This is a genomic window from Roseovarius sp. JB2-10, assembly GCF_055693585.1.
The window spans coordinates 2516807-2543213 of sequence record NZ_CM146337.1; the positions used below are offsets into that span (position 1 = coordinate 2516807).

The 26407-nt window shown below is 59.0% G+C and carries 31 protein-coding genes and 2 pseudogenes; 31 read left to right on the forward strand and 2 right to left on the reverse strand.

What is annotated here, in order from left to right; translation table 11 throughout:
• Positions 1 to 25: 25 nt before the first annotated feature.
• From ACZ1HJ_RS12615 to ACZ1HJ_RS12650, 8 genes and pseudogenes are all read left to right on the forward strand, one after another.
• The gene (locus ACZ1HJ_RS12615; protein ID WP_472719016.1) at positions 26 to 1189 is read left to right on the forward strand and encodes an isovaleryl-CoA dehydrogenase; all 1164 of its coding nucleotides are present in this window, start codon (positions 26 to 28) and stop codon (positions 1187 to 1189) included.
• Positions 1186 to 1677, forward strand: a complete 492-nt coding sequence (locus ACZ1HJ_RS12620; protein WP_472719017.1) for a lysozyme inhibitor LprI family protein — start codon at positions 1186 to 1188, stop codon at positions 1675 to 1677. The genes ACZ1HJ_RS12615 and ACZ1HJ_RS12620 overlap by 4 nt, the downstream gene beginning before the upstream one ends.
• Positions 1677 to 3245 carry an AMP-binding protein gene (locus ACZ1HJ_RS12625; protein WP_472719018.1) on the forward strand — a complete coding sequence of 523 codons (1569 nt, stop codon included), beginning with the start codon at positions 1677 to 1679 and terminating at the stop codon, positions 3243 to 3245. Before ACZ1HJ_RS12620 ends, ACZ1HJ_RS12625 begins: the two co-directional genes overlap by 1 nt.
• Positions 3246 to 3342: 97 nt before the next feature.
• Positions 3343 to 4946 (forward strand): annotated as a pseudogene (locus ACZ1HJ_RS12630) (carboxyl transferase domain-containing protein).
• Positions 4947 to 5011: 65 nt separating this feature from the next.
• Positions 5012 to 6955 (forward strand): acetyl/propionyl/methylcrotonyl-CoA carboxylase subunit alpha, encoded by a 1944-nt coding sequence (locus ACZ1HJ_RS12635; RefSeq protein WP_472719019.1) that lies wholly within the window; start codon positions 5012 to 5014, stop codon positions 6953 to 6955.
• Complete coding sequence (locus tag ACZ1HJ_RS12640) at positions 6952 to 7611, forward strand: glutathione S-transferase family protein (RefSeq protein ID WP_472719020.1); 660 nt, start codon at positions 6952 to 6954, stop codon at positions 7609 to 7611. Before ACZ1HJ_RS12635 ends, ACZ1HJ_RS12640 begins: the two co-directional genes overlap by 4 nt.
• Positions 7612 to 8466 carry a hydroxymethylglutaryl-CoA lyase gene (locus ACZ1HJ_RS12645; protein WP_472719021.1) on the forward strand — a complete coding sequence of 285 codons (855 nt, stop codon included), beginning with the start codon at positions 7612 to 7614 and terminating at the stop codon, positions 8464 to 8466.
• 12 nt (positions 8467 to 8478) lie between these two features.
• Positions 8479 to 9266 (forward strand): annotated as a pseudogene (locus ACZ1HJ_RS12650) (crotonase/enoyl-CoA hydratase family protein).
• A gap of 25 nt (positions 9267 to 9291) precedes the next feature.
• On the opposite strand, the gene ACZ1HJ_RS12655 reads toward ACZ1HJ_RS12650, so the two are convergent.
• The gene (locus ACZ1HJ_RS12655; RefSeq protein ID WP_472719022.1) at positions 9292 to 9645 is read right to left on the reverse strand and encodes a cupredoxin domain-containing protein; all 354 of its coding nucleotides are present in this window, start codon (positions 9643 to 9645) and stop codon (positions 9292 to 9294) included.
• Positions 9642 to 10160: a DUF4142 domain-containing protein gene (locus tag ACZ1HJ_RS12660; RefSeq protein ID WP_472719023.1), complete on the reverse strand. Its 519-nt coding sequence runs from the start codon at positions 10158 to 10160 to the stop codon at positions 9642 to 9644. Before ACZ1HJ_RS12660 ends, ACZ1HJ_RS12655 begins: the two co-directional genes overlap by 4 nt.
• A 143-nt stretch (positions 10161 to 10303) precedes the next feature.
• Here ACZ1HJ_RS12660 and ACZ1HJ_RS12665 point away from each other — a divergent pair, with 143 nt between their 5' ends.
• From ACZ1HJ_RS12665 to ACZ1HJ_RS12775, 23 genes are all read left to right on the forward strand, one after another.
• Positions 10304 to 11254 (forward strand): AraC family transcriptional regulator, encoded by a 951-nt coding sequence (locus ACZ1HJ_RS12665; protein WP_472719024.1) that lies wholly within the window; start codon positions 10304 to 10306, stop codon positions 11252 to 11254.
• A gap of 78 nt (positions 11255 to 11332) precedes the next feature.
• Positions 11333 to 12382 (forward strand): hypothetical protein, encoded by a 1050-nt coding sequence (locus tag ACZ1HJ_RS12670; protein WP_472719025.1) that lies wholly within the window; start codon positions 11333 to 11335, stop codon positions 12380 to 12382.
• Positions 12383 to 12551: 169 nt separating this feature from the next.
• Entirely contained in the window at positions 12552 to 12917 is a 366-nt protein-coding gene (locus ACZ1HJ_RS12675) for an NADH-quinone oxidoreductase subunit A (RefSeq protein WP_472719026.1), read from the forward strand.
• Positions 12908 to 13441: a NuoB/complex I 20 kDa subunit family protein gene (locus tag ACZ1HJ_RS12680; protein WP_472719027.1), complete on the forward strand. Its 534-nt coding sequence runs from the start codon at positions 12908 to 12910 to the stop codon at positions 13439 to 13441. The genes ACZ1HJ_RS12675 and ACZ1HJ_RS12680 overlap by 10 nt, the downstream gene beginning before the upstream one ends.
• Before the next feature lie 51 nt (positions 13442 to 13492).
• Positions 13493 to 14101 (forward strand): NADH-quinone oxidoreductase subunit C, encoded by a 609-nt coding sequence (locus ACZ1HJ_RS12685; RefSeq protein WP_472719028.1) that lies wholly within the window; start codon positions 13493 to 13495, stop codon positions 14099 to 14101.
• A complete protein-coding gene (locus tag ACZ1HJ_RS12690) occupies positions 14101 to 14448 on the forward strand; it encodes a hypothetical protein (protein WP_472719029.1) in 348 nt (115 codons plus the stop codon). The genes ACZ1HJ_RS12685 and ACZ1HJ_RS12690 overlap by 1 nt, the downstream gene beginning before the upstream one ends.
• Positions 14445 to 14840, forward strand: a complete 396-nt coding sequence (locus tag ACZ1HJ_RS12695; protein WP_472719030.1) for a nuclear transport factor 2 family protein — start codon at positions 14445 to 14447, stop codon at positions 14838 to 14840. The genes ACZ1HJ_RS12690 and ACZ1HJ_RS12695 overlap by 4 nt, the downstream gene beginning before the upstream one ends.
• Before the next feature lie 7 nt (positions 14841 to 14847).
• A complete protein-coding gene (locus ACZ1HJ_RS12700; RefSeq protein ID WP_472722206.1) occupies positions 14848 to 16080 on the forward strand; it encodes an NADH-quinone oxidoreductase subunit D in 1233 nt (410 codons plus the stop codon).
• On the forward strand, positions 16080 to 16442 hold the full coding sequence (locus ACZ1HJ_RS12705; RefSeq protein WP_472719031.1) for a hypothetical protein: 363 nt from the start codon (positions 16080 to 16082) through the stop codon (positions 16440 to 16442). The genes ACZ1HJ_RS12700 and ACZ1HJ_RS12705 overlap by 1 nt, the downstream gene beginning before the upstream one ends.
• A 32-nt stretch (positions 16443 to 16474) precedes the next feature.
• Entirely contained in the window at positions 16475 to 16759 is a 285-nt protein-coding gene (locus tag ACZ1HJ_RS12710) for a hypothetical protein (protein WP_472719032.1), read from the forward strand.
• A complete protein-coding gene (locus tag ACZ1HJ_RS12715; RefSeq protein WP_472719033.1) occupies positions 16760 to 17917 on the forward strand; it encodes an NADH-quinone oxidoreductase subunit E in 1158 nt (385 codons plus the stop codon).
• Between the two features lie 163 nt (positions 17918 to 18080).
• Positions 18081 to 18788 carry a hypothetical protein gene (locus tag ACZ1HJ_RS12720; protein ID WP_472719034.1) on the forward strand — a complete coding sequence of 236 codons (708 nt, stop codon included), beginning with the start codon at positions 18081 to 18083 and terminating at the stop codon, positions 18786 to 18788.
• Between the two features lie 13 nt (positions 18789 to 18801).
• Positions 18802 to 19020: a DUF5337 domain-containing protein gene (locus tag ACZ1HJ_RS12725; RefSeq protein WP_472719035.1), complete on the forward strand. Its 219-nt coding sequence runs from the start codon at positions 18802 to 18804 to the stop codon at positions 19018 to 19020.
• 6 nt (positions 19021 to 19026) lie between these two features.
• On the forward strand, positions 19027 to 20322 hold the full coding sequence (nuoF, locus tag ACZ1HJ_RS12730; RefSeq protein WP_472719036.1) for an NADH-quinone oxidoreductase subunit NuoF: 1296 nt from the start codon (positions 19027 to 19029) through the stop codon (positions 20320 to 20322).
• 4 nt (positions 20323 to 20326) lie between these two features.
• Positions 20327 to 20779, forward strand: a complete 453-nt coding sequence (locus ACZ1HJ_RS12735; protein WP_472719037.1) for a DUF5333 family protein — start codon at positions 20327 to 20329, stop codon at positions 20777 to 20779.
• A gap of 52 nt (positions 20780 to 20831) precedes the next feature.
• Entirely contained in the window at positions 20832 to 21248 is a 417-nt protein-coding gene (locus ACZ1HJ_RS12740; protein WP_472719038.1) for an MAPEG family protein, read from the forward strand.
• Between the two features lie 48 nt (positions 21249 to 21296).
• Positions 21297 to 21629, forward strand: a complete 333-nt coding sequence (locus ACZ1HJ_RS12745) for a hypothetical protein (RefSeq protein ID WP_472719039.1) — start codon at positions 21297 to 21299, stop codon at positions 21627 to 21629.
• A 51-nt stretch (positions 21630 to 21680) separates the two neighbouring features.
• A complete protein-coding gene (locus ACZ1HJ_RS12750; protein WP_472719040.1) occupies positions 21681 to 22160 on the forward strand; it encodes a DUF5333 domain-containing protein in 480 nt (159 codons plus the stop codon).
• A gap of 6 nt (positions 22161 to 22166) precedes the next feature.
• Positions 22167 to 24185: an NADH-quinone oxidoreductase subunit NuoG gene (nuoG, locus tag ACZ1HJ_RS12755; RefSeq protein WP_472719041.1), complete on the forward strand. Its 2019-nt coding sequence runs from the start codon at positions 22167 to 22169 to the stop codon at positions 24183 to 24185.
• 26 nt (positions 24186 to 24211) lie between these two features.
• Positions 24212 to 24589, forward strand: a complete 378-nt coding sequence (locus ACZ1HJ_RS12760) for a hypothetical protein (RefSeq protein ID WP_472719042.1) — start codon at positions 24212 to 24214, stop codon at positions 24587 to 24589.
• A 7-nt stretch (positions 24590 to 24596) separates the two neighbouring features.
• On the forward strand, positions 24597 to 25634 hold the full coding sequence (nuoH, locus tag ACZ1HJ_RS12765) for an NADH-quinone oxidoreductase subunit NuoH (RefSeq protein ID WP_472719043.1): 1038 nt from the start codon (positions 24597 to 24599) through the stop codon (positions 25632 to 25634).
• A gap of 3 nt (positions 25635 to 25637) precedes the next feature.
• Positions 25638 to 26153, forward strand: coding sequence for a methyltransferase domain-containing protein (locus ACZ1HJ_RS12770; protein WP_472719044.1), 516 nt, complete (start codon positions 25638 to 25640; stop codon positions 26151 to 26153).
• The gene (locus tag ACZ1HJ_RS12775) at positions 26150 to 26404 is read left to right on the forward strand and encodes a hypothetical protein (protein WP_472719045.1); all 255 of its coding nucleotides are present in this window, start codon (positions 26150 to 26152) and stop codon (positions 26402 to 26404) included. Before ACZ1HJ_RS12770 ends, ACZ1HJ_RS12775 begins: the two co-directional genes overlap by 4 nt.
• The last annotated feature ends 3 nt before the right edge of the window (positions 26405 to 26407 follow it).

The window sequence follows — 26407 nt, forward strand, 5'->3', positions numbered from 1 at the left end:
CAATAAATGCCGGAGGCGGGGCGATATGTTCAACGCGGTGATGCAATTTGATCTGGGCGAAGATGTAAACGCACTGCGCGAGATGGTGCATCGTTGGGCGCAGGAGCGCGTGAAGCCGATGGCGGGTGAGGTGGATGCCTCAAATGCATTCCCCAATGAGCTCTGGACCGAGATGGGTGAGCTGGGCCTTTTAGGCATCACGGTACCCGAAGAATTTGGCGGGTCCGACATGACCTATCTGGCGCATGTGGTCGCGGTGGAAGAAATCGCTCGGGCTTCGGCCAGCGTGTCGCTGAGCTATGGCGCCCATTCCAACCTTTGCGTGAACCAGATCAAGCTGAACGGCACCGATGAACAGCGCCACAAATACCTGCCGGGGCTGATTTCGGGTGAACATGTAGGCGCGCTTGCCATGTCGGAGGCCGGAGCGGGCAGCGATGTGGTCTCCATGAAATTGCGGGCTGAAAAGCGCAACGATCACTACCGCCTCAACGGCAACAAATATTGGATCACCAACGGCCCGGATGCGACCACGCTGGTGGTCTATGCCAAGACAGACCTTGAGGCCGGACCCAAAGGGATCACGGCCTTTATCATCGAAAAATCCATGGCCGGTTTCACGACAAGTCCGCATTTTGACAAGCTGGGCATGCGCGGCAGCAACACGGCCGAGTTGATCTTTGAGGATGTCGAAGTGCCCTTCGAAAACGTTCTGGGGGAAGAGGGCAAGGGCGTGCGTGTGTTGATGTCCGGCCTTGATTATGAACGCGTCGTGCTGGCGGGCATCGGCCTTGGGATCATGGCGGCCTGTCTGGACGAGGTCATGCCGTATCTCAGCGAACGCAAGCAATTTGGTCAGCCGATCGGGAATTTCCAGCTGATGCAGGGCAAGATCGCCGACATGTATACGGCGATGAATTCCGCACGTGCCTATGTCTACGAGGTCGCCAAAGCCTGCGACCGAGGCGATGTGACCCGCCAGGACGCTGCGGCCTGCTGCCTCTATGCGTCGGAACAGGCCATGGTGCAGGCGCATCAGGCAGTGCAGGCCATGGGCGGCGCGGGTTTCCTGCAAGACGCGCCTGTCGCGCGTATTTTCCGCGATGCCAAGCTGATGGAAATTGGGGCGGGCACCTCGGAAATTCGCCGCATGCTGGTCGGACGCGAATTGATGGGGGCGATGGCATGAAATATCTCGCCGTGATCGCCACATTGACCGCGTGCAGCGCTGGCGCACAAGAAGCAGCTTTCTCTCTGGCTGCGACGGAAACGTGTCTGAATGGAGCGGAAAGTATCTCGGAGAAACGAGTTTGCATCGGAAAATCTGCGGAAGCGTGCACCAAGCGCGTGTCCGAGGGCGCGACTTTGATCGGCGGCGTCGGGCGTTGTTACTCGAAAGAAGGTCAGTATTGGGAAAGCCGATTGGCGGATACATACGCGACTGGGTTGGCGCAGGCTGAGGCAAACAACACGCAACCGGCGGGACTGGAGGCATTGGTGCCGCCAAAGGCAGATGCTTATCGTGAAATGCAAACAGCTTGGGTGTCGTTTCGTGACGCGCGGTGTCGGTTTGAAGGCAATTATGTTGTCTCGGTCATTCCCGCGGTTCATGTTTGTTTGTTGCAAGTGACAGCTGAACAAACGCTGCATCTCGAAGAGATCCAAGCGCGTTTCTGATGCTGGAACGCGCTGCGACATATGACGCCCTTTGCGACGGTTTCGCGTGGAATTTGCCCGCGCAGTTGAACATGGCCGCGCAGGTCTGTGATGACTGGGCGGCGCGGGCGCCGGATCGTTTGGCGATCATTGATCTGACCAGTGGGATGAATAGCGGGCGGCGCGATGTAAGCTATGGTGAATTGCGCCGTTTGGCCGATGGTCTGGCGCATGATCTTGTGGCGCGGGGCGTTACCGCCGGTGACCGGGTTGGTGTTTTGCGCTCGCAGGGCGTTTGGACGGCGGCAGCGCATATCGCGATCTGGAAAATAGGTGCGATATCAATACCTTTGTTTAAGCTCTTCATGCGGGACGCGCTGCTGAGCCGGGTCATCGATGCCGGTGCGCAATTTATCATCACGGACCCGGAAGGTGCGCGGATGCTGGACGGGCAAACGCCGATTTTCCCCGAAGACTTGGTGCTGGATCCAACCCCGTTTGAGACCGCAGAAACCACGCCTGAGACACCTGCCGTCCTGATCTACACCAGCGGCACCACGGGCAGTGCGAAGGGCGCGCTGCACGGCCACCGCGTGCTGACGGGTCATTTGCCGGGCACGGAATTGCCGCATGATTTTCTGGGGCAGGACGGCGATTGCCTCTGGACGCCTGCGGATTGGGCGTGGATCGGCGGGCTTTTCAACATCCTGATGCCGGGGCTGGCCCTTGGCGTGCCGGTGGTGGCTGCGCGTCTGCCCAAGTTCAACGTGGAAGAATGCCAACAGATCATCCAAGAGGCGGGTGTCAAAAACATCTTCTTCCCGCCCACAGCACTCCGAATGCTCAAGGCGGCAGATGCGCGTATCGATGGCCTGCGCACCGTGGCAAGTGGCGGCGAACCTCTGGGCGCGGAGATGCTGGAATGGGGCCGCGCGGCGTTTGGCCTGACGATCAACGAGTTTTACGGCCAGACGGAATGCAATCTGGTGGCCTGTTCCAGTCAGGTGCTTTTCGACCCGAAACCGGGCTGCATCGGGCGTGTTGTACCCGGGCATGAGGTTGCGGTGTTGGACGCTGCGGGCCAACCGACACAGGATGAGGGCGATGTGGCTGTCAAACGCGGATCGGCCTCGATGATGCTGAAATACTGGAACCGGTCTGAACAAACCGCAGAGAAATTCAAGGGCGACTGGATGCTGACCGGCGATCGCGGCATCTGGGAGGGGGAATACCTGCGTTTTGTCGGGCGCGAGGATGATGTGATCACCTCTGCCGGATATCGCATCGGGCCGGCGGAGGTGGAGGATTGCCTGTTGCAACACCCAGCCGTGGCAACGGTGGGCGTTGTGGGTAAACCCGATGCGCTGCGCACCGAAATCGTCAAAGCCTATGTGGTGTTGAAACCCGAAAACACGCCGTCTGATACGTTGGCAACAGAGTTGCAGAATTTTGTCAAAGAACGCCTCGCAAGATACTCATATCCAAGGGAAATCGGATTTCTGGATGTGCTTCCCATGACGGTGACCGGCAAGGTGATCCGGCGCGAACTCAAGGCCCGTGCTGCGGCGGAAGGTGAGGTGATATCGTGAGAGAGTTTTCATTGCGCATCCATAGGCGCAAACCCAGTGGGCCGGGCGGGGCTGCGGATACGCGCGCCGCCAAACCGATCAAACCGTGTGAGGGACCATGAAGCTGAAATCCAAGGCATTGGCGTCCTCGGAGACGTTCCAACAGAACCAGGCCGCCAATCTGGAGGCTTTGGCGGTTGTCGAAGACGCGGCGCTGGCGGCGGCAAGCGGAGGTGGGGAGACGGCCCGTGAACGCCATCTCAGCCGGGGTAAAATGTTGCCCCGCAATCGGGTGGCGGGCCTTCTCGATCCGGGATCGCCCTTTCTGGAGGTGGGCGCGACAGCCGCGCATGGCATGTATGACGGTGCCGCACCCTGTGCCGGGGTCATTGCGGGAATCGGCCTTGTGGAAGGCACCCAGTGCATGATCGTCTGCAATGATGCGACGGTGAAGGGCGGCACATATTACCCGTTGACGGTCAAAAAACACCTGCGCGCCCAAGAGATTGCCGCGGAATGCAACCTGCCTTGCATCTATCTGGTCGATAGTGGCGGCGCGAATTTGCCCAATCAGGACGAAGTATTCCCAGACCGCGATCATTTTGGGCGGATTTTTTACAATCAGGCGCGCATGTCGGCCCAGGGTATTCCACAAATCGCGGTGGTCATGGGGTCGTGTACTGCAGGGGGGCCTATGTCCCGGCCATGTCTGATGTAACGATCATCGTCAAAGATCAGGGCACGATCTTTCTGGCCGGACCGCCGCTGGTCAAAGCCGCAACCGGTGAAGAAGTCACGGCGGAAGATCTGGGTGGCGGGGATGTGCATACGCGCCTGTCAGGCGTGGCGGATTACCTTGCCGAAGATGACGCCCATGCCCTGGCCTTGGCGCGGCGCACGGTGGCGGGGCTAAACCGCCGGATGCCGCAAACGGTCAATTGGGTCACCCCGGAGGAGCCCGCCTATGACCCCGCGGAACTTCTGGGCGTTGTCCCGGGTGATCAGCGCACGCCCTATGATATCCGCGAGGTCATTGCCCGGCTGGTTGACGGCTCGCGGTTTGATGAATTCAAGGCGCGGTTTGGGGAAACGCTGGTCACAGGATTTGCCCATCTCAAAGGCTGTCCTATCGGCATCATCGCCAATAATGGCGTGCTCTTTTCCGAAGCGGCGCAAAAGGGTGCGCATTTTGTTGAGCTCTGCAGTCAACGCAATATCCCCTTGGTATTCCTGCAAAATATCACCGGGTTTATGGTTGGCCGGAAATACGAAAACGAAGGTATTGCGCGGCACGGTGCCAAGATGGTGACCGCTGTGGCCACCACAAACGTACCCAAAATCACCATGGTTGTGGGTGGGTCATTCGGCGCGGGCAATTACGGTATGTCGGGCCGCGCCTATCAGCCGCGCTTTATGTGGAGCTGGCCCAACTCGCGCATTTCCGTGATGGGCGGCGAGCAGGCCGCTGGTGTTCTGGCGACGGTCAAACGCGACGCGATTGAGCGTAAGGGTGGCAGTTGGAGCGCCGAGGAAGAGGCCGAATTCAAGCGTCCTACGGTGGAGATGTTCGAGCGCCAGTCGCATCCGCTTTATGCGTCTGCACGGCTCTGGGATGATGGCATCATTGACCCCCGCAAATCCCGCGACGTTCTTGCCCTGTCGCTCAACGCAGCCCTCTGCGCCCCCATCGAGGAAACACGCTTCGGCGTGTTCAGGATGTAGCATGGTGAGTTACCCGACGCCGGGCGCCCTTGCGCAAGGCTCAGCATTGAGGAAATGAGGTCGAAATGTTCGATAAAATCCTAATCGCCAACCGGGGTGAAATTGCCTGTCGGGTCATGGAAACGGCGCGCAAGATGGGCGTGCGGTCGGTGGCGGTCTATTCTGATGCGGACCGCGAGGCGCGGCATGTGTCGCTGGCGGATGAGGCCGTGCATATTGGCGGGTCTGCACCGGCGGAAAGTTACCTGAAGGGCGATGTCATCATTCAGGCGGCCCTTGATACGGGCGCTCAGGCGATCCACCCGGGCTATGGGTTCCTCAGCGAAAACCCAGATTTTGTCGAAGCCGTCGAAAAGGCGGGGCTTGTCTTTATTGGCCCGTCAGCCGCCGCCATCCGGGCCATGGGGCTCAAGGATGCCGCCAAGAAACTGATGGACGATGCCGGGGTGCCGGTGGTGCCAGGCTATCACGGTGACAACCAAGACGCGGATCATCTGGCGTCAGAGGCAGGCAAAATCGGGTTTCCGGTTCTGATCAAGGCCGTTGCTGGCGGTGGCGGTAAAGGCATGCGGTTGGTGGAAGCGCCGGACGCCTTTCACGATGCGTTGGAAAGCGCCCGCAGCGAAGCCGCAAAAGCCTTTGGCAATGACGCTGTTCTGATTGAGAAATTTGTCGATAAACCGCGCCATATCGAGGTGCAGGTATTTGGCGACGGCAAGGCGGCGGTTCATCTTTTTGAACGCGATTGCTCGCTGCAGCGTCGCCACCAAAAGGTGATCGAAGAAGCGCCCGCGCCCGGCATGACGCCCGAAATGCGCGCCGCCATGGGGCAGGCAGGGGTGCGGGCCGCAGAAGCAATAGGATATGCCGGGGCGGGCACCGTGGAATTCATCGTGGATGGTTCGGACGGGCTGCGCAGTGACGGCTTCTGGTTCATGGAAATGAACACGCGACTCCAGGTGGAGCACCCGGTGACCGAAGCCATCACCGGCGTTGATCTTGTCGAATGGCAGTTGCGTGTTGCCAGCGGTGAAGGCCTGCCTGCAGCACAGGAGGATTTGTCGATCAACGGGCATTCCTTTGAGGCGCGGCTTTATGCGGAAGACGTCCCAAAAGGCTTTTTGCCCGCAACCGGAACGCTGTCGCATCTGAAATTCCCCGCCGATGCGCGTGCGGATACGGGCGTGAGGGCAGGCGATGAAGTCAGCCCGTTCTATGATCCCATGATTGCCAAGTTGACCACCCATGGCCCAACCCGCGCCGTGGCCCTCAGGCGGCTTTCGGCAGCATTGGCCGACTGCGAAGTGGCGGGTACGGTGACCAACCTGGCCTTTCTGGGTGCGCTGGCGGCGCATGAAGGATTTGCCAAGGGCGATGTCGATACGGGGCTAATCGCCCGCGATATAGATGCACTGGTTGCGCCGCCCGCGTCAGACCCACGCATAACAGCATTGGCGGGTTTGGCGGCGGCCGGTGTGCTGGATTTGACGGATGACGGTTCCGGTTTTGCACTTTGGGCACCGGTGGGCCGGTTGCAGGGTTTGCGACAGGGTGATGACACCATCGAGATGCGCATCAGAACTCTGTCACAACACGCCCACGATGTGGTGCTCGATGATCAGGTGATCGAGGCGCGCCGCGTGGGTGATCGCTGGCTGATAGATGGCAAAACAGCACCCAATGTCGTGGTTGCCGGAGGGCAGGTGAATGTGTTCTCCGATTACGGCATCAGCTTTGATATTGTAGATCCGCTGGATCGCGACAGCACAGCGGCAGGGTACGCCGCGGTGATCGAAGCGCCAATGCCCGGATTGGTCAAAGCGGTGCATGCCAAGGCGGGTCAGACCGTCGCCGAGGGGGACCGGTTGGCTGTTCTGGAGGCGATGAAGATGGAGCACAGTTTGTTGGCCGCGCGCGATGGTGTGGTGGCCGAAGTATTGGTGCGCGAAGGGGATCAGGTGACCGCCGGGGCAGCTCTCGTAAGGTTGCAGGAGGAGGAGACCGCATGATCAGACTGCATCACGTGCCATTTTCGCGATCCTTTCGCGTCCTGTGGATGCTGGAAGAACTGGGTCTGGATTTTGAGATCAAACGCTATTCCATCCGCGATGGCAGTTTGCGCGATCCCGCCTTTCTGGCCGTGTCGCCCGCTGGCCGGGTCCCCGCGTTGGAAATTGACGGGCAGGTATTGTTTGAAAGTGCCGCCATTTTGCAGGGACTGTGCGAGCGACACCCAGAGGCCGGTCTGGCCCCGTCCGCAGGCGACCCTGGCCGCAGCCGGTATCTTGAGGCCTTGGGCTATGCTGAAACCATGGCCAGCCTGCTTGAATTTCTAAACATGCAGCATGTCTTCCTGCGGGACCCCACTCAAGCCTCGCCCATTGTGATCAAGTTGACCACGGGGCGGCTGGCGTCGACCCTTAAAGGGATGGAGGCCATGTTGGGCGATCAGGATTATCTTTTGGGTGGGGAGTTTTCGGCCGCGGATGCGATGATGGGGTTCAATCTCTTTTCCGCGCCGTATTTCGTGCGCCTTGAACCGTTTGAGAAGCTCCGCGCCTATTGTGGGCGGCTGAGCGCGCGACCGGCCTATCAAAGCGCCCGGGTCAAGGACGGGGAACAGGATTTTTACACCCAGGATTTCTATCCGGTGCCGGATACGTAAATGTCTGAATATGTAGAGATATTTGAGGTCGGACCGCGCGATGGGCTGCAAAATGAAAAGCGCCACATCCCCGTGTCGGAAAAAATTGATCTGATCAATTGCCTGAGCCGCGCCGGATTTCGCCGCATTGAAGTTGCCAGTTTTGTCAGCCCGAAATGGGTGCCGCAGATGGCCGATGCGGCCGAGGTTCTGGCGGGGATCACGCGCGCCGACACGGTCAAATATGCAGCTTTGACCCCCAATCTTCGCGGTTTTGAGGGCGCGATGGCCGCCCGCGCGGATGAGATTGCAATCTTTGGGTCGGCCTCGGAAGGTTTCTCTAAGGCCAATATCAATGCCACTATTGCTGAAAGCCTTGACCGGTTCCGTGCCGTGGCAGAAGCGGCCCGATCAGCCAACATCCCCATGCGGGGTTATGTATCTTGCGTGGCGGAATGCCCCTATGACGGGCCCACCGCACCGGGTCAGGTCGCAGACGTGGCCGAAACGCTGTTGAAGATGGGATGTTACGAAATCTCGCTGGGCGACACGATCGGGCAGGGCACACCTGAGCAGATTGATGCGATGCTGGCGGCGGTGTCGGATGTGGTGCCGGTGGCGCAACTGGCGGGGCATTACCATGATACCAGTGGTCGGGCTTTGAGCAATATTGAGGTGTCTCTGGCGCGCGGGCTGCGTGTGTTTGATGCGGCGGTTGGCGGGTTGGGCGGATGTCCCTATGCGCCCGGTGCTGCGGGAAATGTTGCCAGCGAAGCGGTGCATAACCGATTGGTTGCATTGGAGTACGAGACCGGATTGAACCGTCAGAAACTGGAAGAGGCGGCAGAAATGGCGCAGGCCATGCGGCAGGGATGAGGAAGCCACGAGATGTTTGAAACCGTTGAGATCACAACCGATGACCGTGGCGTCGCGACGCTGTGGCTGAACCGGCCCGAAAAACATAACGCCTTGTCGGCCCAGATGATCGCCGATCTGACGACCGCAGCGGGCACATTGGCATCGGATGACGCCGTCCGCGTGGTGATCTTGGCCGCCCATGGCAAATCGTTTTGCGCCGGGGGGATCTGGGGTGGATGCGCGAGCAGTTTGATGCCGCCCCCGATGTGCGCGCCGCCGAGGCGACCAAGCTGGCGCAGATGCTTCAGGCCATGAACACCTTGCCTAAACCGCTGATCGGCCGCGTGCATGGCAATGCGTTTGGCGGCGGGATTGGCATGGCCAGCGTATGCGATGTGGTTGTTGGAGCGGATCATATCAAACTTGGCCTGACCGAGACCAAGCTTGGCCTGATCCCCGCGACCATCGGACCCTATGTGTGTGCCCGGATGGGCGAGGCCAATGCGCGTCGGGTTTTCATGTCCTCCCGGCTGTTCGGGGCTGAGGAGGCTATTTCCTTGGGTATACTGGCCCGCGCCGTTCCCATAGCAGATCTGGATGCGGTGGTAGAGGCGGAAGTTTCACCTTATCTGGCCTGTGCACCCGGTGCTGTGGCGCGCTCCAAGGCTTTGTTGCGAAGTTTGGGGCCGCAGATCGACGAAGACGTGATCGCGCACACCATTGCCGAACTCAGTGCGTGTTGGGCGGGAACCGAGGCACCGGAAGGGATTGGTGCGTTTTTTGACAAGCGCCCAGCCTCCTGGGTGCAGGAAAACTGAGCGCTGTCGGAGGATCAGTGCGCGGCTAGCGCAGGGTCAGCAGGGCCGTCATCGACGGGTGATGGACGCAAAAGAAATCCAAACCCCACCCATCCGACATGATCAGGGTTATGCTTTCACCCTGTTCCAAGGTGCCGGTGTCCCAACTGCCGTCCCGCGCCGTGGCCGTATGAGGCGCCAGATCATGATTGGTAAATGTGATCTGATCCCCGGGACGCACGACAATCGGATCCGGTTCATATCCAAAACCGCGAATGTCGACATGAATGAACCGCGCCTCGGCAGATGACGCGTGGGTGGCCGCGACCAGTGGCGCGAGCATCGAAACACCCGTCGCCACTGTCAGTTGGCGCAGTACCCGGCGACGCGCGCCGTTCATGGTAGCGCTTTGACCATCATTTCAGCGTGATCTTCATGGGCCTTGAAAATCTCCAAACCCTGCTCGAAGAGCGCCTTGACTTCGGGGTGATCAATGTTGGGCAGGAAGGTATTTTCCACCAGATTGTTCACCGCCTGATGATATCCCAACTCATTTTCCGCATAGGCGCGGTCAAATTCGGCGCCGCGCAGTTGCGACAACCGGTTGATGATTTCTTCCGCATCAGCGGCCAGTTTTTGCGACAGGAAGTTGTCCTGTGCCTCGACGCCGAGCTTGTCTAGCAAACCCAGGGCGGCTTCGTTTACAGCCTCATGATCGCGGATCATGGTATTGGCAAATTCATGGATTTCAGGCGAACTGCTGATGGCCAGAGCCAGATGCGCATACCGGATATCAATCGTATCCGCGACATAGGCCACATGGGCAATTTCCGTGTCGTTGAGCTCGGCAGGGTCGCTGGCCTGCGCCGCGCTGGCGACGCTCAACATCAAAAGGGCGGCAAGGGTACGTTTCATGGGGTTTGCTCCTTTGGAAAAACGTTTTGCGTGTTTCCAACAAAAGTCAGCTCGCCCGGTTCTTGAATGCCGCTACGTTCAAAATACCGTGCAGATCGTTCAATCAGATAGACGACTGGACAATTTTCTGCATTCTGACCGCCATGACCGACTTACTCAGCGATATTTTGATGCAGCTGTCGATGCGCGGCACACTCTATTTCCGCACGTCTTTCCGGCCGCCCTGGGGCGTGCGCGTGCCCGATTATTCCAACGTGGCGCGGTTCCACTATGTGCACCGTGGCGAATGTCTGATCAGACATCAAAACGGTGGTGATCCTCTGCGGTTGGCGCAGGGCGATCTGGTGATCATACCCCATGGTGCCGCGCACGCGCTCTACTGCACGCCCGAAACCGAAACCGATGCCCTGCCACTGGAAACCGTGTTGGAGCGTGCGGGGTATCAGGACGAGGGCGTGCTGATCTATTCGGGCGATGACAATCCGCAAGATCGCGAAACACAGTTGGTTTGTGGGCATTTTTCGATTTCCGAGGGGCAGGAGCACCCGATTTTTGACCGTCTGCCACCCTTCGTGCATATCCCGGACTACGGCGCCGAGGCGGGGCAGTGGATGGAGGCCAGCCTTCGGATGATCGGGTCCGAGGCCGGGCGACAAGGCATGGGCGGTGATCTGATCGCCCTCAAACTGTCAGAAACGATCTTTGCCCAGGCGATCCGCGCCTTTCTGGCCAGCCCGGCGGCGCAGGATGTGGGCCTTTCAGGGTTTTCTGATCCGCAATTGGCGCGGGCCCTTACGATGATTCACTCGGATCCGTCCAATGGCTGGACACTGGAGACGTTGGCGCGCGAGGCTGGTCTGTCCCGCACCGGGTTCGCCGTGCGTTTTGCCGACAAGATTGGCATGCCGCCTCTGCAATATGTGACCTATTGGCGGATGCAGCTGGCGTGTCGCGCGTTGCGCGAAACCCGCAAATCAATCGCGGATGTTGCGGCGGATGTGGGATACAGTTCGGAATCCGGTTTCTCGCGTGTGTTCAAAAAGGAAAAGGGTCTTCCACCCGCGCGGTACCGGGCTACGGCCCACGCCGCTTGACGTTGTTTCTCTTGCTGAGGCCTGCCAGCGTGGCTAGCATCGCGCCCGTTTGGACCGGAAAGAAAAGAGAGACGCGCCATGCCTTTGCCCACCACCTGTCTCGGGGCCTACCCCAAGCCGGATTACGTGCCCATTTCTGATTGGTTTCAGGTGCGCTGCGACGACGAAAGCTATGGCGACAAGGTGTTGCGCCAGTGGACCGAAGAGGATGAGAAAGACAATGAAGCGTTGCTCGACAGAGCCACAGCCGAAGCGATTGCAGACCAGATTGCCTGCGGCATCGATATGCCCACCGATGGTGAACAACGGCGCGAAAACTACGTTCATTACCAGTGCCGCCATTTCGAAGGGTTTGACTTCACCAACCTGACGGAAACCGTGCAGCGCAACGGGGCATATTCCTCAGAACTGCCCACCATCCGTGCGCCCATCCGTGCGACAGACACCTCGACGCTGGTGCGCGATTGGCGCATGGCCGAAGAAGCGGCGGGCAGGGCGGTCAAAATCACCGTGCCGGGGCCGATGACCATATCTGACACCACGGCAGATGCTTATTACAACGATGCGCCCAAACTGGCCCGCGATCTGGCGGATGCGTTGAACGGGCAAATCCGCGCGCTGGCCGATGCGGGATGCAAGAACATTCAGGTGGACGAGCCGATTTTCGCCCGCAAGCCCGAAGCCGCGTTGCAATACGGAATGGAAACGCTGGAGCGCTGCTTTCATGGGTTGCCGACGGACGTGAACCGCGTGGTGCATATGTGCTGCGGATATCCCACCTATCTGGATCAGGAAGGATATCCCAAGGCCGAACAGGAATCTTACGTAAAAATCGCCGATGCCGTGGATGGGCTTGCGGATGAAATTTCGATCGAAGATGCCCATCGACACAACCCCGCGCACCTCTTTACGCAGTTTCAGAAATCCAAGCTGATTGTGGGATTTATAACCGTGGCGTCTTCGCGTGTGGAGCCGGTCGAGGAGATCCGCGCGCGCATGATCGACGTGATGCAGTATATCCCGTCAGAGCGGCTGATTGCCGCGCCGGATTGCGGGCTTGGTTTTCTGGGGCGTACACTGGCAATGCAGAAGCTGACAAACCTGTGCGACGCCGCGAAATCGGTTTGAAAGCAAGCGCTTTGGGCAATGGTCAGGCGGGCGATCAGGTTTTCGGTTAACAACGCGGCGAAAATCACATGCTTTGGTTGACCCCACCAAGGGGCGCGGGTAAACCCGGCTGTAGCCATGACAGACATCTGAATGCGCGGCAATCTAAGCGCATGAAAGGAGCCACCACGTGGAAGAGATGCTGAGGGAATACCTTCCCATTCTTGTGTTTCTAGCCATCGCCATCGGTCTCGGACTTGTTTTGATCCTTGCCGCCGTTGTTTTGGCCGTCCGCAACCCCGATCCGGAAAAAGTCAGCGCCTATGAATGCGGGTTCAACGCCTTCGATGATGCGCGGATGAAATTCGACGTCCGGTTCTATCTGGTTTGCATTCTATTCATCATCTTTGATCTCGAAATAGCGATGCTGTTTCCCTGGGCCGTGGCGTTCAAGGACATCAGCATGGTGGGTTTCTGGTCGATGATGGTGTTTTTGGGCGTGTTGACGGCTGGTTTTGCCTATGAATGGCGCAAGGGAGCGATGGAATGGGATTAGCAACCGGCCTCAACACCGCAGGCGGTGATCGCGACTATGCCACGCAGGAGCTCAATCGCGACCTGCAGGATAAGGGCTTTTTGCTGACCACCAGCGAAGACATCATCAACTGGGCGCGCACCGGTAGTTTGCACTGGATGACTTTTGGCCTTGCCTGCTGCGCGGTTGAGATGATGCACACCGCCATGCCGCGGTATGACGTGGAGCGCTTCGGCTTTGCCCCGCGCGCCAGCCCGCGCCAGTCCGATGTGATGATCGTGGCAGGTACACTGACCAACAAAATGGCCCCCGCGCTGCGCAAGGTCTATGACCAGATGCCCGAGCCACGCTACGTGATCTCAATGGGAAGCTGCGCCAATGGCGGCGGCTACTATCACTACAGCTATTCCGTTGTCCGGGGCTGCGACCGGATCGTGCCGGTTGATATCTACGTGCCCGGCTGCCCACCCACCGCCGAGGCGCTGGTTTATGGCATTATGGCACTGCAACGCAAAATCCGCCGCACCGGGACGATCGTGCGCTGAGCGTGCGTCTATGCAAACCGCGCGGTGAATTTGCGCGCAAGGAGTTGAACAATGACTGACGCGCTGAATGAGCTTGGCACGTATATCGAGGCGAAACGCACCGATTGCGTTCTGGCGTGGGACGTGACCCACGACGAGCTCAACGTCGATGTGGCGCTGTCCAATATTGCGGGTTTTGCGGAATTCCTTAAAAGCGACCAGACCTGCAAATTCTCAAGCCTCGTGGACATCACGGCCGTCGATTACCCCGAGCGGGCCAAGCGGTTCGACGTCGTCTATCATTTCCTGAGCATGTACCAGAACCAGCGCATCCGCCTGCGCGTAGCGGTGCGCGAGGATGAGATGGTGCCATCGATCACCGAGGTGCACCCATCGGCCAACTGGTTTGAACGCGAAGTCTTCGACATGTACGGCATCCTGTTTTCGGGCCATCCCGACCTGCGCCGCATTCTTACGGATTACGGTTTCCGCGGGCACCCGCTGCGCAAGGATTTCCCGACCACGGGCTATACCGAGGTGCGCTATGACGAGGTGCAAAAACGCGTGGTCTATGAGCCCGTCAGCCTTGTCCAGGAATACCGCCAGTTTGATTTCATGAGCCCGTGGGAAGGCGCCGAATACATCCTGCCCGGTGATGAAAAGCAGGAGGAGGCGAAGTGATGGCGTTGACGACTTTCCTTGCCATCTTTGCCATGCTCTTCGCGGTTATGCTTTTGTATCCGCCGGTTTTCTTAAGTGGTTTGATTGCAGGTTCGTTTTTCCGCCAACCCTATACGGCGTCGATTGCAGGTGCGTTGTTTGCGTTGGCGGTTTTCTTTGCGCTTGTTTACTTTGGGATGTTTCATTTGGAAATGGGACGGTTCCCGAGCACTGAGGGTATATTGGCCTACTTCTTTGCAGCGATGTTTTCTGGCGCGGTTTGGGCGTTCATGGTTCGAAAACTCGTAAACTGGCGTTTCGGCGGCCCATCGGGAACAGGAATTTCTGCTGACGGAGTAGAGAAATGATGGATGGAGCGGTCAAACCGGATCATGACGCTGTTCACGCGCAGGCCGTGGCCTATTGCAAGGGTATTCATCATTCAACGCCCGGTACGTTTGTCGAGATGTGTCACGATAATTTTCTGATGACCGCTGTGACCCGATCGGGAGGTACGGTGTTCTGGGACAAGGCAGCCTATCTGGAGCGTGTTACAGGCCGTGATCCGTTCCCAGGTGAGCCGTCCTACGAGATTTTGAGTATCGATGTTGCAGGGGACGAGATTGCGCGCGTCCACCTTTGGGTCGATGTGCCGCCGCGCCGGTTTGAGGACCATTTGGGCTTCATCCGGGTGGATGGTAATTGGAAACTGATCACCAAAGTGTTCCGGACCATGGATGGTCCGGCGCTGGAAGGGTGAGGGAAGCATGATGGACGGCTCCAACACTGGACGCGGCTACGAAGACGCCCTGACGGGCGAGCAGCAGATTCGCAATTTCAACATTAATTTCGGGCCACAGCACCCGGCGGCCCACGGCGTGTTGCGCTTGGTGCTGGAGCTGGACGGCGAGATTGTCGAGCGGTGCGATCCGCATATCGGCCTGCTGCACCGCGGCACTGAAAAGCTGATGGAAAGCCGGACGTATCTGCAGAACCTGCCGTACTTTGACCGGTTGGATTACGTGGCGCCGATGAACCAGGAACATGCCTGGTGTCTGGCCATCGAAAAGCTGACCGGCACGGTTGTGCCTCGGCGCGGCAGTCTGATCCGTGTGCTGTATTCCGAAATCGGTCGCATTTTGAACCATCTCTTGAACGTGACAACCCAGGCGATGGATGTGGGCGCATTGACGCCGCCGCTCTGGGGCTTTGAAGAACGCGAAAAGCTGATGGTGTTCTACGAGCGAGCCTGCGGCGCGCGACTCCACGCCGCCTATTTCCGCCCTGGCGGGGTGCATCAGGACCTGCCCGAAGACCTGATCGACGACATCGAGATATGGGCCAATGAATTCCCAGCCGTGATCGATGACATCGACGGGCTGCTGACGGAAAACCGTATCTTCAAACAGCGTAACGCCGATATCGGGGTGATCACCGAACAGGAAGCACTGGATTGGGGCTTCTCGGGCGTGATGGTCCGAGGCTCGGGCATGGCCTGGGATCTGCGCCGCGCGCAGCCCTATGAATGCTACGACGAGTTCGAATTCCAGATCCCTGTCGGCAAGAACGGCGATTGCTATGATCGCTACCTCTGCCGCATGGAGGAAATGCGTCAATCGCTGCACATCATCCATCAGGCCATCGCCAAGCTGCGGGCCGAGGATGGCAAGGGCGATGTACTGGCGCGGGGCAAGCTGACGCCGCCCACACGGGGCGACATGAAAACCAGCATGGAAAGCCTGATCCACCACTTCAAGCTTTACACTGAGGGCTTTCACGTGCCTGCGGGCGAGGTTTATACCGCCGTCGAAGCCCCCAAGGGTGAGTTTGGCGTCTATCTCGTGGCCGATGGCAGCAACAAACCCTACCGCGCCAAAATCCGCGCGCCGGGTTTCCTGCATTTGCAGGCGATGGACCATGTGGCCGGCGGGCATCAATTGGCCGATGTGGCGGCAATCATCGGCACCATGGACGTGGTTTTCGGGGAGATTGACCGCTGATGACGCTGGAAAGCGTGGCCATAACGCTGTCGGGCGTCGGGATCCTGGTCACAGGCGCGCTGGCGCTGGTGTTTCTGCGTGATCCCATTGCGGGCCTGACGCATACAACGCACCGGATGGAAAAACTGCCGGAGGTGATGACAGATCGCTACATCGCTTTGACGATGTTGACCGTTGGCGCCACGCTTTACGGTGATCTGAACGTGATTGCAGTGCTGTTCGCCAGCTTTGCGTTCATGGGCTTTGCCGATGCCTGGATCTATGCGCGCGGCGGGTTTGCGTTTGGCAAACACCTGGCGGCGGGGATAGCGGCCTCGGTTGTGGTGGTCGTGGCGCTGTTGGCCATTGGGCAGGGGGCCTGATGATGGTGAAGACTTTTGAGGGAATGTTGGGAATGAAGATGCGTACACAAGTGAGCCTGGCCGTTGCCGGTGTGATGTTGGCCGGATGTGCCCTGCCGCCGGATGGGGTCACTCAGAAAAATATCTCGGATTACGAGGCGGCCGTGGCCAGCATCGGCTGTGTTCTTAAACACGAATCCGACTATCTGCCGGTCGAGTTGCAGACCGGATTGACGCGCCAGCAGGTACTGGACGTGACCAAATACCAGATTGCCGCGGACCGGGCGATGAACCTGGAGTCCGGCGGCGTGAAGCTGACAACAGGAGCCTGCGCCTAGATGCTACGTCGTCTCTACCACGAGCAGCCTGACAGTTTTGCCTTCACGCCCGCCAATCAGGCATGGGCTGAGGGGCAGATCACGAAGTTCCCCGAAGGGCGTCAGGCCAGTGCGATCATCCCACTATTGTGGCGCGCACAGGAGCAGGAGGGCTGGTTGACACGGCCGGCCATCGAACATGTTGCTGATATGCTGGGTCTTGCCTATATCCGCGCGCTCGAAGTGGCCAGCTTTTACTTCATGTTTCAACTGCAACCCGTTGGTTCTGTTGCGAATATTCAAGTTTGTGGTACGACCTCCTGTATGATCTGCGGCGCTGAGGATCTTGTGAGCGTCTGCAAGGAAAAGATTGCCGACAAACCCCACACCCTCAGCGCGGATGGCAAGTTCAGCTGGGAAGAGGTGGAGTGTCTGGGCGCCTGCGCGAATGCGCCCATGGCGCAGATCGGCAAGGACTATTACGAAGACCTGACAGCGGCCCGTCTGGGCGAGATTATTGACGAGCTGGCGGCGGGCAAGGTGCCCACACCGGGCCCGCAAAATGGCCGCTATGCCGCAGAACCGTTGAGTGGGTTGACCACACTGAAGGATTTCGACAGCGGCCAGACCAAATACAATGCCAGCGTGCAGCTTGCCACGGATATTGGTGAGACGGTCAAGCGGATCGACGGCACCGAGGTGCCGCTCTTGACGCCGTGGCAGCAACACGGTGCCAACCACGCGCCGGGTGCGCCCAAGGTCAAGGTAAATGCAGCACCCGCACCCGTAACGTCGAAACCTGCCGCAAAGGCCGCCCCAAAGGCCAAGGCGAAACCCAAGCCTGCTGCCAAAGATGCCCCAAAAGAGACCAAACCCGCCGCAACCGGCGCGGGCACCCGGCCCGAAGCCTTGAAGGCGGCGCGCGACGGCAAGGCGGATGATCTCAAGCAGATCAAGGGCGTTGGGCCCAAGATGGAAAAACTGTTGAATGCGCTCGGGTTTTATCACTTCGATCAGGTTGCAAGCTGGTCCGGTGATGAGGTGGCCTGGGTGGATCAGAATCTGGAAGGCTTCAAAGGTCGCGTCAGTCGCGATAACTGGGTCGAACAGGCAAAAATGTTGGCATCAGGCAAGGAAACCGAGTTTTCCAAGCGCGTGAAAAAGGGGGATGTCTATTAGGGCCGGACCAATCGGCACCTTCCAAAGATAGCTGACACGATGCACATGTTTCGCCCCCAACATACTGGCCAAAAGGCCCACAAATGCCCGCCAAACCGGGCGGATCGTTCCGTGGAACGGGGTGAGAACGCAATACGTAATGCTCTTAGGGAGGAGACATTTGATGAGTGAAGGTAACAATGGGATCGGATGCACCCTTGGCTGCTGGCTTCTGGCCGCGGGCATGGGGGCGGTCGCGACAATCTTGATGCTGGTTCTGGGGGACGTGCGCTTCATGTCCGCCATATTCCTGGGGGGCGTGATCTTTGTCGTCCTGGGCCTGCTGCTGTCCTGGATCTTCTGCCGCGAGCTGCCACCGCTGCAGCAGGCTGGCAGTGCGGGTAAACCGGCTGAACCAGCCAAACCTGTGGCACAGAAGGCCGCAGCGACGGCAACGGCAACCGCTGCTGCCCCCAAAGCAGAGGCCGCGCCCAAACCGAAACCCAAAGCAAAACCCAAGCCCAAGGCAAAACCCAAACCGGCCCCTGCGGCTGACACGACACCGGACTATGACGGTGACGGTGTGCATGAGGGCGCTGATGAAGGCACCAAGCCCGAGACGCTGAGTGCGGCACGTGGCGGCAAGCCCGATAATCTCAAGCAGATCAAAGGGGTAGGGCCCAAACTTGAAGGCCTTTTGCACTCGATGGGCTTCTATCACTTCGATCAGGTCGCCAACTGGGGTCCCCAGGAAGTGGCGTGGGTTGATGCCAACCTGAAAGGCTTCAAGGGTCGCGTCAGCCGCGACAATTGGGTCGAACAAGCCAAAACACTTGCGGCGGGCGGCTCGACCGAGTTCTCCAAGCGGGTGAAAAAAGGCGACGTGTACTGACGGATGAAAAGCGATGAGCGCGCAGGACGACGAAAGCAAAAAAGGCCGCAGAGCCTCCTTGGTGATCGCCGGAACGGCGGTTTTCTGGGTGGTGGCGTCCTTTGTGGGAGGTCAGCTCGGGCTGGACAACCGCACGCGCGCGCTCTTCGATCTGATGGCTTTTGCAGGCTTCGTCTGGGGCCTGTGGATGGTGTTTCAAATCTGGCGCGCGCGTCAGGATAATCAGAGGTAGCAGCGGATGCTCAGTGATCAGGATCGTATCTTTACCAATCTCTACGGGATGCATGATCGCACCCTGAAAGGCGCGAAGGCGCGGGGGCATTGGGACGGCACGGCCAAAATCCTGCAAAACGGCCGCGACTGGATCGTCGATCAGATGAAGGCTAGCGGGCTGCGCGGACGCGGCGGGGCGGGTTTCCCGACCGGTCTTAAATGGTCGTTCATGCCCAAGGAAAGCGATGGTCGCCCAGCCTATCTGGTGGTCAATGCCGACGAATCCGAGCCCGGGACCTGCAAGGACCGTGAGATCATGCGCCATGACCCGCACACGCTGGTCGAAGGGTGTCTGATCGCGTCTTTCGCGATGCAGGCCCATGCCTGCTACATCTATATCCGCGGCGAATATATCCGCGAAAAGGAAGCTCTGCAGGCCGCGATTGACGAGGCCTACGAGGCCGGTCTGATCGGTAAGAACGCGTGCAAATCGGGCTATGATTTCGATCTGTATCTCGCCCATGGGGCCGGGGCGTATATCTGCGGTGAAGAAACCGCATTGCTCGAAAGTCTTGAGGGTAAGAAGGGCATGCCGCGCATGAAGCCGCCCTTCCCGGCGGGCGCGGGTCTATATGGCTGCCCGACCACGGTGAATAACGTGGAATCCATCGCTGTAGTGCCCACGATCCTGCGGCGTGGCCCTGAATGGTTTGCGGGCTTTGGCCGCCCAAATAATTCGGGCACCAAACTTTTTGCCATCTCGGGCCATGTGAACAACCCCTGCGTCGTCGAAGAGGCGATGTCGATCACCTTTGAAGAGCTGATCGACAAGCATTGCGGCGGTATTCGCGGCGGGTGGGACAACCTCAAGGCCGTTATCCCCGGTGGGTCATCTGTGCCCTGTATTCGCGGTGAGCACATGAAAGAGGCCATCATGGATTTCGATTACCTGCGCGATCAGCGCTCGGGCCTCGGCACGGCGGCGGTGATCGTGATGGATCAATCCACGGATATCATCAAGGCGATCTGGCGGCTCTCGAAGTTCTACAAGCACGAAAGTTGTGGGCAATGCACACCCTGCCGCGAGGGCACGGGCTGGATGATGCGGGTGATGGACCGTCTGGTGCAGGGCGATGCGGAACCCGAAGAGATCGACATGCTGCTGGACGTGACCAAGCAGGTCGAAGGCCATACGATCTGTGCGCTTGGGGACGCAGCAGCTTGGCCGATCCAGGGCCTGATCCGCAACTTCCGCGATGAAATCGAAGACCGGATCAAAGCCAAACGCACCGGCGCCGTCAGCGCCGTCGCGGCGGAGTAGGGCAATGAAAACCAACAGCATCACGAAACTGTTCAGTGCGCTCTTGCTGGCGTTGAGCCTTGCAGCATGTAACACAACGTCGGGGTCCGAAACGGCATCTGCAGGCACGGCTGCTGCGCCTCAAACGTTACCGCCGCTTGCACCGCGCGTACATGCATTCACGCGGGATGCAGGTGTGGCCAGCTTTTTGGCAGATGCATGTCCCGGGATACGACTGAGAGAGGGAAGCCAGCTTGCCTTGGTGCAGTCGCAGGTCAAGGTATGGAAGGCGCAGGGCTATAACGACGCGCAAATCAAAGCGGCAAACGCCGCGGGCAAAAACCGAAATAGCGGGCAGCAAGCCATCAATTATTTGACCGCGCGCGGCGCGCGTCCGGGTGATCCGGGATCGCTCTGTCGTGTGGCGCGGCGCGAAGTCGCGGAAAAAACGGCAATTGGCAGGATGTTGAAGGCATGATCAATAACATGGCGCAGACATGTCCGGCTGACGTGACCGTGGGGCAAGGCTGATGGAAGCGTTTGTCGCATATGGCCATGCGATTGTAGCAATTGCGGGCACAGCCCTGTTCGGGTTGGTGCTCAGCCCGTTGTCGGCCATGCGCAAAACCGCACTGCAATTGCCGCCCGGCGCCGAGCCGGAGGCGGATTACAGCACCGCCGCTTATCGGTGGCACCGTGCCTATCTTAACCTGTCCGAGACCATCGGCTTTTTCGTTGGCTGTGCTGTCGCGGCGATATTGGCCGGCGCGAGCCCGTTTTGGGTCAATCTCTTTGCATCGCTGTTTTTTGTCAGCCGTTTGGTCTTGGCCGTGGTTCATATCAGGGGAATTGGCAAGCCGGATGCGGGCGCGCGTTCGATCGTCTACGTCATCGGGTGGTTGATGTGCATCCTTTTGGCGCTTATGGCGATTTTTGGGGTGATGTGAGGTGAGAAGAATGCAGATTTGTTATCGGTCAATGGGGGGAATGTGCGGATGAGGAGCCTGATATTGGTGATAGGCGCCGTGGCGGCGCTTGGCGCATGTTCCCAGAAGTCGGACCGCGTCTTTTTTGATGGAAAGTTTTATCCGGCCAAGGCCAAGAAGGTGAAAGGCGATCGCGAGTCGTTCACTGTCAATGTGCGCAAGGTCGATCAGGGTCTGGCCGGTGCACGCGAAGCAGGCCGCCATGCGGGTGTGAAATACTGCGTTGAGACATTTGGATATTCGGAAATCGATTGGGAAAATGGCCCCGATGACGATGAGGCAGCGTTGCTGCGCGGCAATAAGGGCCTGACGTTAAAAGGGCGTTGCGAAGTATGGGATTAAATCGCGCAATATCATGGGTTTGGCCCGCTTGTTATTGCATATCAGGCGCGGGTGGCACCACGTTTGTGCGTCACGGGACTTCTCTTTCGGGAAGGCCCGGTTATCGCATCGAAGGAGGCACCCAATGCGTATGATTACCCCCTTATCCTGAGTGTTGCGCTGTTGACCGGCTCAATCGCTGCTGCGGATAATTCACCGCTGCACAACGAGAAATCTATCAACGATCAGCTATTGCTGGTGGCCGTGGTCGACAAGATCAATCGCGGCTGCGGCAGCATCAAGGTGAAGTTTTTCAAGGCCCAGTCTTTCGTCAATAACCTCAAAGCCGAGGCGCGGGATCTGGGTTACACCAAGACCCAAGTGAACAACTTTATCGAGAACAAGGCCCACCGCGCCGATATGCGCAAACGCCGCGACGCGTTTTTCGTGGCAAACGGTGCCAGCAGCACAGATCCGCAAAGCCTGTGCGTCTTTGGCCACGCAGAAATCAATAAGCAGAGCCAGATTGGCGTGCTGCTAAAACCAAGGTGAGAATGGATGTCGGAACTACGCAAGATCATCATTGATGGCGAAGAGATCGAAGTAGATGGCGCGATGACCCTGATCCAGGCCTGTGAGCAGGCCGGGATCGAAGTGCCGCGTTTTTGCTACCATGAGCGTCTGTCAATCGCCGGAAACTGCCGGATGTGTCTTGTCGAGGTCGTGGGCGGCCCACCCAAACCGGCCGCCTCCTGCGCCATGCAGGTGCGCGATCTGCGGCCCGGCCCCGAGGGTCAGCCGCCGGTCGTGAAGACCAACAGCCCGATGGTCAAGAAGGCGCGCGAAGGCGTCATGGAATTTCTGCTGATCAACCATCCGCTCGATTGCCCGATATGTGATCAGGGCGGCGAATGTGACCTGCAGGATCAGGCCATGGCCTATGGCGTGGATTTCAGCCGCTTCCGCGAGGCTAAGCGCGCGGTGGATGATTTGGATCTGGGGCCGCTGGTCGAAACCCACATGACGCGCTGCATTTCCTGCACGCGTTGTGTGCGCTTTACCACCGAAGTGGCGGGCATCACCCAGATGGGCCAGACCGGCCGTGGTGAAGACAGCGAGATCACCGCCTATCTGGGCGAAACGCTCGACAGCAACATGCAGGGCAACATCATTGATCTTTGCCCCGTTGGGGCGCTGGTCAGCAAGCCTTATGCCTTTACCGCGCGTCCCTGGGAGCTGACCAAGACCGAAAGCATTGATGTGATGGATGCGCTTGGCAGCAATATCCGCGTGGATTGCAAGGGTCGCGAAGTGATGCGCATTCTGCCGCGCAACCATGACGGCGTGAACGAAGAATGGATTTCCGACAAGACCCGCTTTGTCTGGGACGGCCTGCGCCGACAGCGCCTGGACAAGCCGTACATTCGTGAAAACGGCAAACTGCGCCCCGCAAGCTGGGGCGAGGCGCTCGGCGCTGCCGCAGCCGCGATGGACGGCAAGAAGGTGGTCGGACTGGTGGGCGATCTGGCGCCGGTCGAAGCTGCTTTCGCGCTCAAGCAATTGGTGGAAGGTGTTGGCGGCGCGGTGGAATGCCGGACCGATGGCGCCAAACTGCCTGCCGGTAATCGCTCGGGCTATGCCGGAACAGCGATGATCGAAGACATTGATGCGGCCAAATTCATTCAGTTGATCGGCACCAACCCCCGGGTTGAAGCGCCTGTCTTGAATGCGCGCATTCGCAAGGCCTGGAGCAAAGGCGCGCATGTCGGTTTGGTGGGTGAGCCTGTCGATCTGACCTATGACTACGCCCATGTCGGCACAGATCGGGCAGCGTTGAACAGCATTCTGGACAAAGACTATGGCGCTGTTGTTGACGCGCCGAGCGTTGTCATCGTGGGGCAGGGTGCCCTGCGCGAAGCAGACGGTGAAGCGGTGCTGGCGGCGGCGATGAAACTGGCCGAGGACACGAAATCACGGTTGATGGTCCTGCACACGGCCGCGTCCCGCGTCGGTGCGATGGATGTCGGGTGTACCGCCGATGGCGGGCTCGACGCAGCCATGAACGGCGCAGAGTTGGTCTATAACCTTGGTGCGGATGAGGTCGACATCGCCGAAGGGGCGTTTGTGATTTACCAGGGCAGCCATGGTGACCGCGGGGCACATCGCGCCGACGTGATCCTGCCGGGCGCTGCCTACACCGAAGAACAGGGCCTCTTTGTGAATACCGAAGGCCGCCCGCAACTGGCGCAACGCGCTGGATTTGCCCCAGGGGAGGCCAAGGAAAACTGGGCCATCCTGCGGGCGCTGAGCGGCGAAATGGGCAATCCGCTCCCGTATGACAGCATCGCGCAGCTACGACAGGCGATGGTGGAAGTTGCCCCGCATCTGACACAGATCGACAGCGTGCCGGAAAATGGCTGGCAACCGCTGGCCGTGGGTAAGCTGGGCAAGGCCGATTTCCGGGGCGCGATCAATGATTTCTACCTGACCAACCCGGTTGCCCGGGCCAGCCAGTTGATGGCTGAGCTGAGTGCCGCCGCCAAGGCACGCAATTCCAAACCGATGGCGGCTGAGTAGTGATCAAACCGGCAATCATATCATCAATGCTGCTTGCCAATGCGGCGGGGTTGTTGGGATGCGGTGCACCGAAATACGATCAGGTCAGCCGCGCCGCTCCTGAATATCAAGGCATCGAGACGCGGCTTCTGGATGGCGATCTGGTGAATTTCCTGGTCTCGATGTCCGGTTCAAGCTCCGCCGAAGACGTGGACCAATACGCGGAATGCGCCGCCGCGCAATATACCCTGATCCGCGGCTACGGATTTGCGCGCCATGTGCGCACGAATGTGGTCGAAGAGGGTGGTATCTGGCGCGGCGATGCGGTTTATACGATCTCGCCGGCACTGCCCCGCGGATTGAAAACAATCGACGCCGAAGTCGTCGCCGCACATTGTGCGGAAAACGGAATACCGATGGTGTGAGGACCTGATGGCTGAATTCTTAACAACCCCCGCCGGGATCGCCGTATTGATCGTGGCGCAATGCCTTGCCGTCATTGGTTTCGTCATGGTTTCGCTGCTGTTTCTGGTCTACGGCGATCGCAAGATCTGGGCCGCGGTCCAGATGCGCCGCGGACCCAACGTTGTGGGAACCTTCGGGTTATTGCAAACCGTGGCTGATGCGCTGAAATACGTGGTCAAGGAAATCGTCGTACCGGCGGGTGCCGACAAGGCCGTTTTCATGCTGGCCCCGATGACCAGCTTTGTGCTGGCCGTTCTGGCCTGGGCGGTCATCCCGATGAACGAAGGCTGGGTGCTCAGTGATATCAACGTCGCGATCCTGTTTGTCTTCGCGGTCTCCTCGCTGGAGGTCTACGGCGTGATCATGGGCGGCTGGGCGTCTAACTCGAAATACCCCTTCCTGGGCTCGCTCCGGTCGGCGGCGCAGATGATCTCTTACGAGGTGTCGATTGGCCTCATTATCATTGGCGTCATCATCTCCACCGGATCAATGAACTTCGGTGATATCGTCGCGGCGCAGGATGGCGATTACGGCTTCTTCAGCTGGTATTGGTTGCCGCATTTCCCGATGGTGTTCCTCTTTTTCATCTCGGCCCTGGCTGAAACCAACCGGCCGCCATTTGATCTTCCCGAAGCGGAATCCGAACTGGTGGCGGGCTACCAGGTGGAATATTCCTCAACGCCGTTCCTCTTGTTCATGGCCGGTGAATACATCGCCATCTTCCTGATGTGCGCGCTGACCACACTCTTGTTCTTTGGCGGCTGGCTCAGCCCCATTCCGGGCCTGCCCGATGGCGTCTTCTGGATGATTTCCAAGATGGCGTTCTTCTTCTTCATCTTCGCGATGGTCAAGGCGATCACCCCGCGCTACCGCTACGATCAGCTCATGCGGATCGGCTGGAAAGTATTCCTGCCGCTGTCGCTTGGCTGGGTGGTGATCGTGTCGTTCCTCGCAAAATTCGAAGTCCTCGGCGGCGCATGGGCCCGCTGGGCGGTGGGAGGATAATTCTTGGGCATCGACTGCGTCCTTTTCGAACGATTGGTTGAGCTTTCAACCCGGTTCCAGCCGAAGGGCCGGACCCTGATGCTGGGGCGTCAATCGTTCGGGATTCAGACGCAGTTCCGGCTGGAGTATGACCGGTGCCTGGAGGCGCACGGCATCAACGCCTCGCGGTTCGATTTCCTGCAAGAGGACGGATTTTCCGAGACCCTGATGGCCAAGCTGGGTTTTGGTGCGATTGAGACTATGGATTTCTCCGACTACGAAGGCGCGTCGATCCTTCATGATCTCAACAAGCTGCCGCCCAAGAAGCTGGAAAAGAAATTCGACCTGATCTTTGACGGCGGCACAATCGAACATGTGTTCAATATCCCCAACGCGCTGGAAGCGGTGTACCGGATGCTCAAGCCTGGGGGCGGTTCATCTCGGCTAACGGTCTCAATGGCTGGTACGGGCATGGCATGTACCAGTTTAACCCCGAATTGGTCTGGACCTACTGGAAACGCGCGTGCAATTGCAATGTGATCGATTGCCGTGCCGTGCCGATTGAGCCGACATCCGAGTTTGGCCATGTCACGTTCCCCGATCCGGCCCTGACCGGCACCCGGCTGCGGCTCAAGAACAAGATCGGACCGGGGCGCACATATCTGTATTACGAGGTCGAAAAGACCAAGGACTCCCATCTGCCCAACTACGCGTTGCAGAGCGATTATGAAGAAACCTGGCAAGGGCACAAAAACGCTGGAGATATCCACGTGGAAGAGGCGAGAGGCTGAACC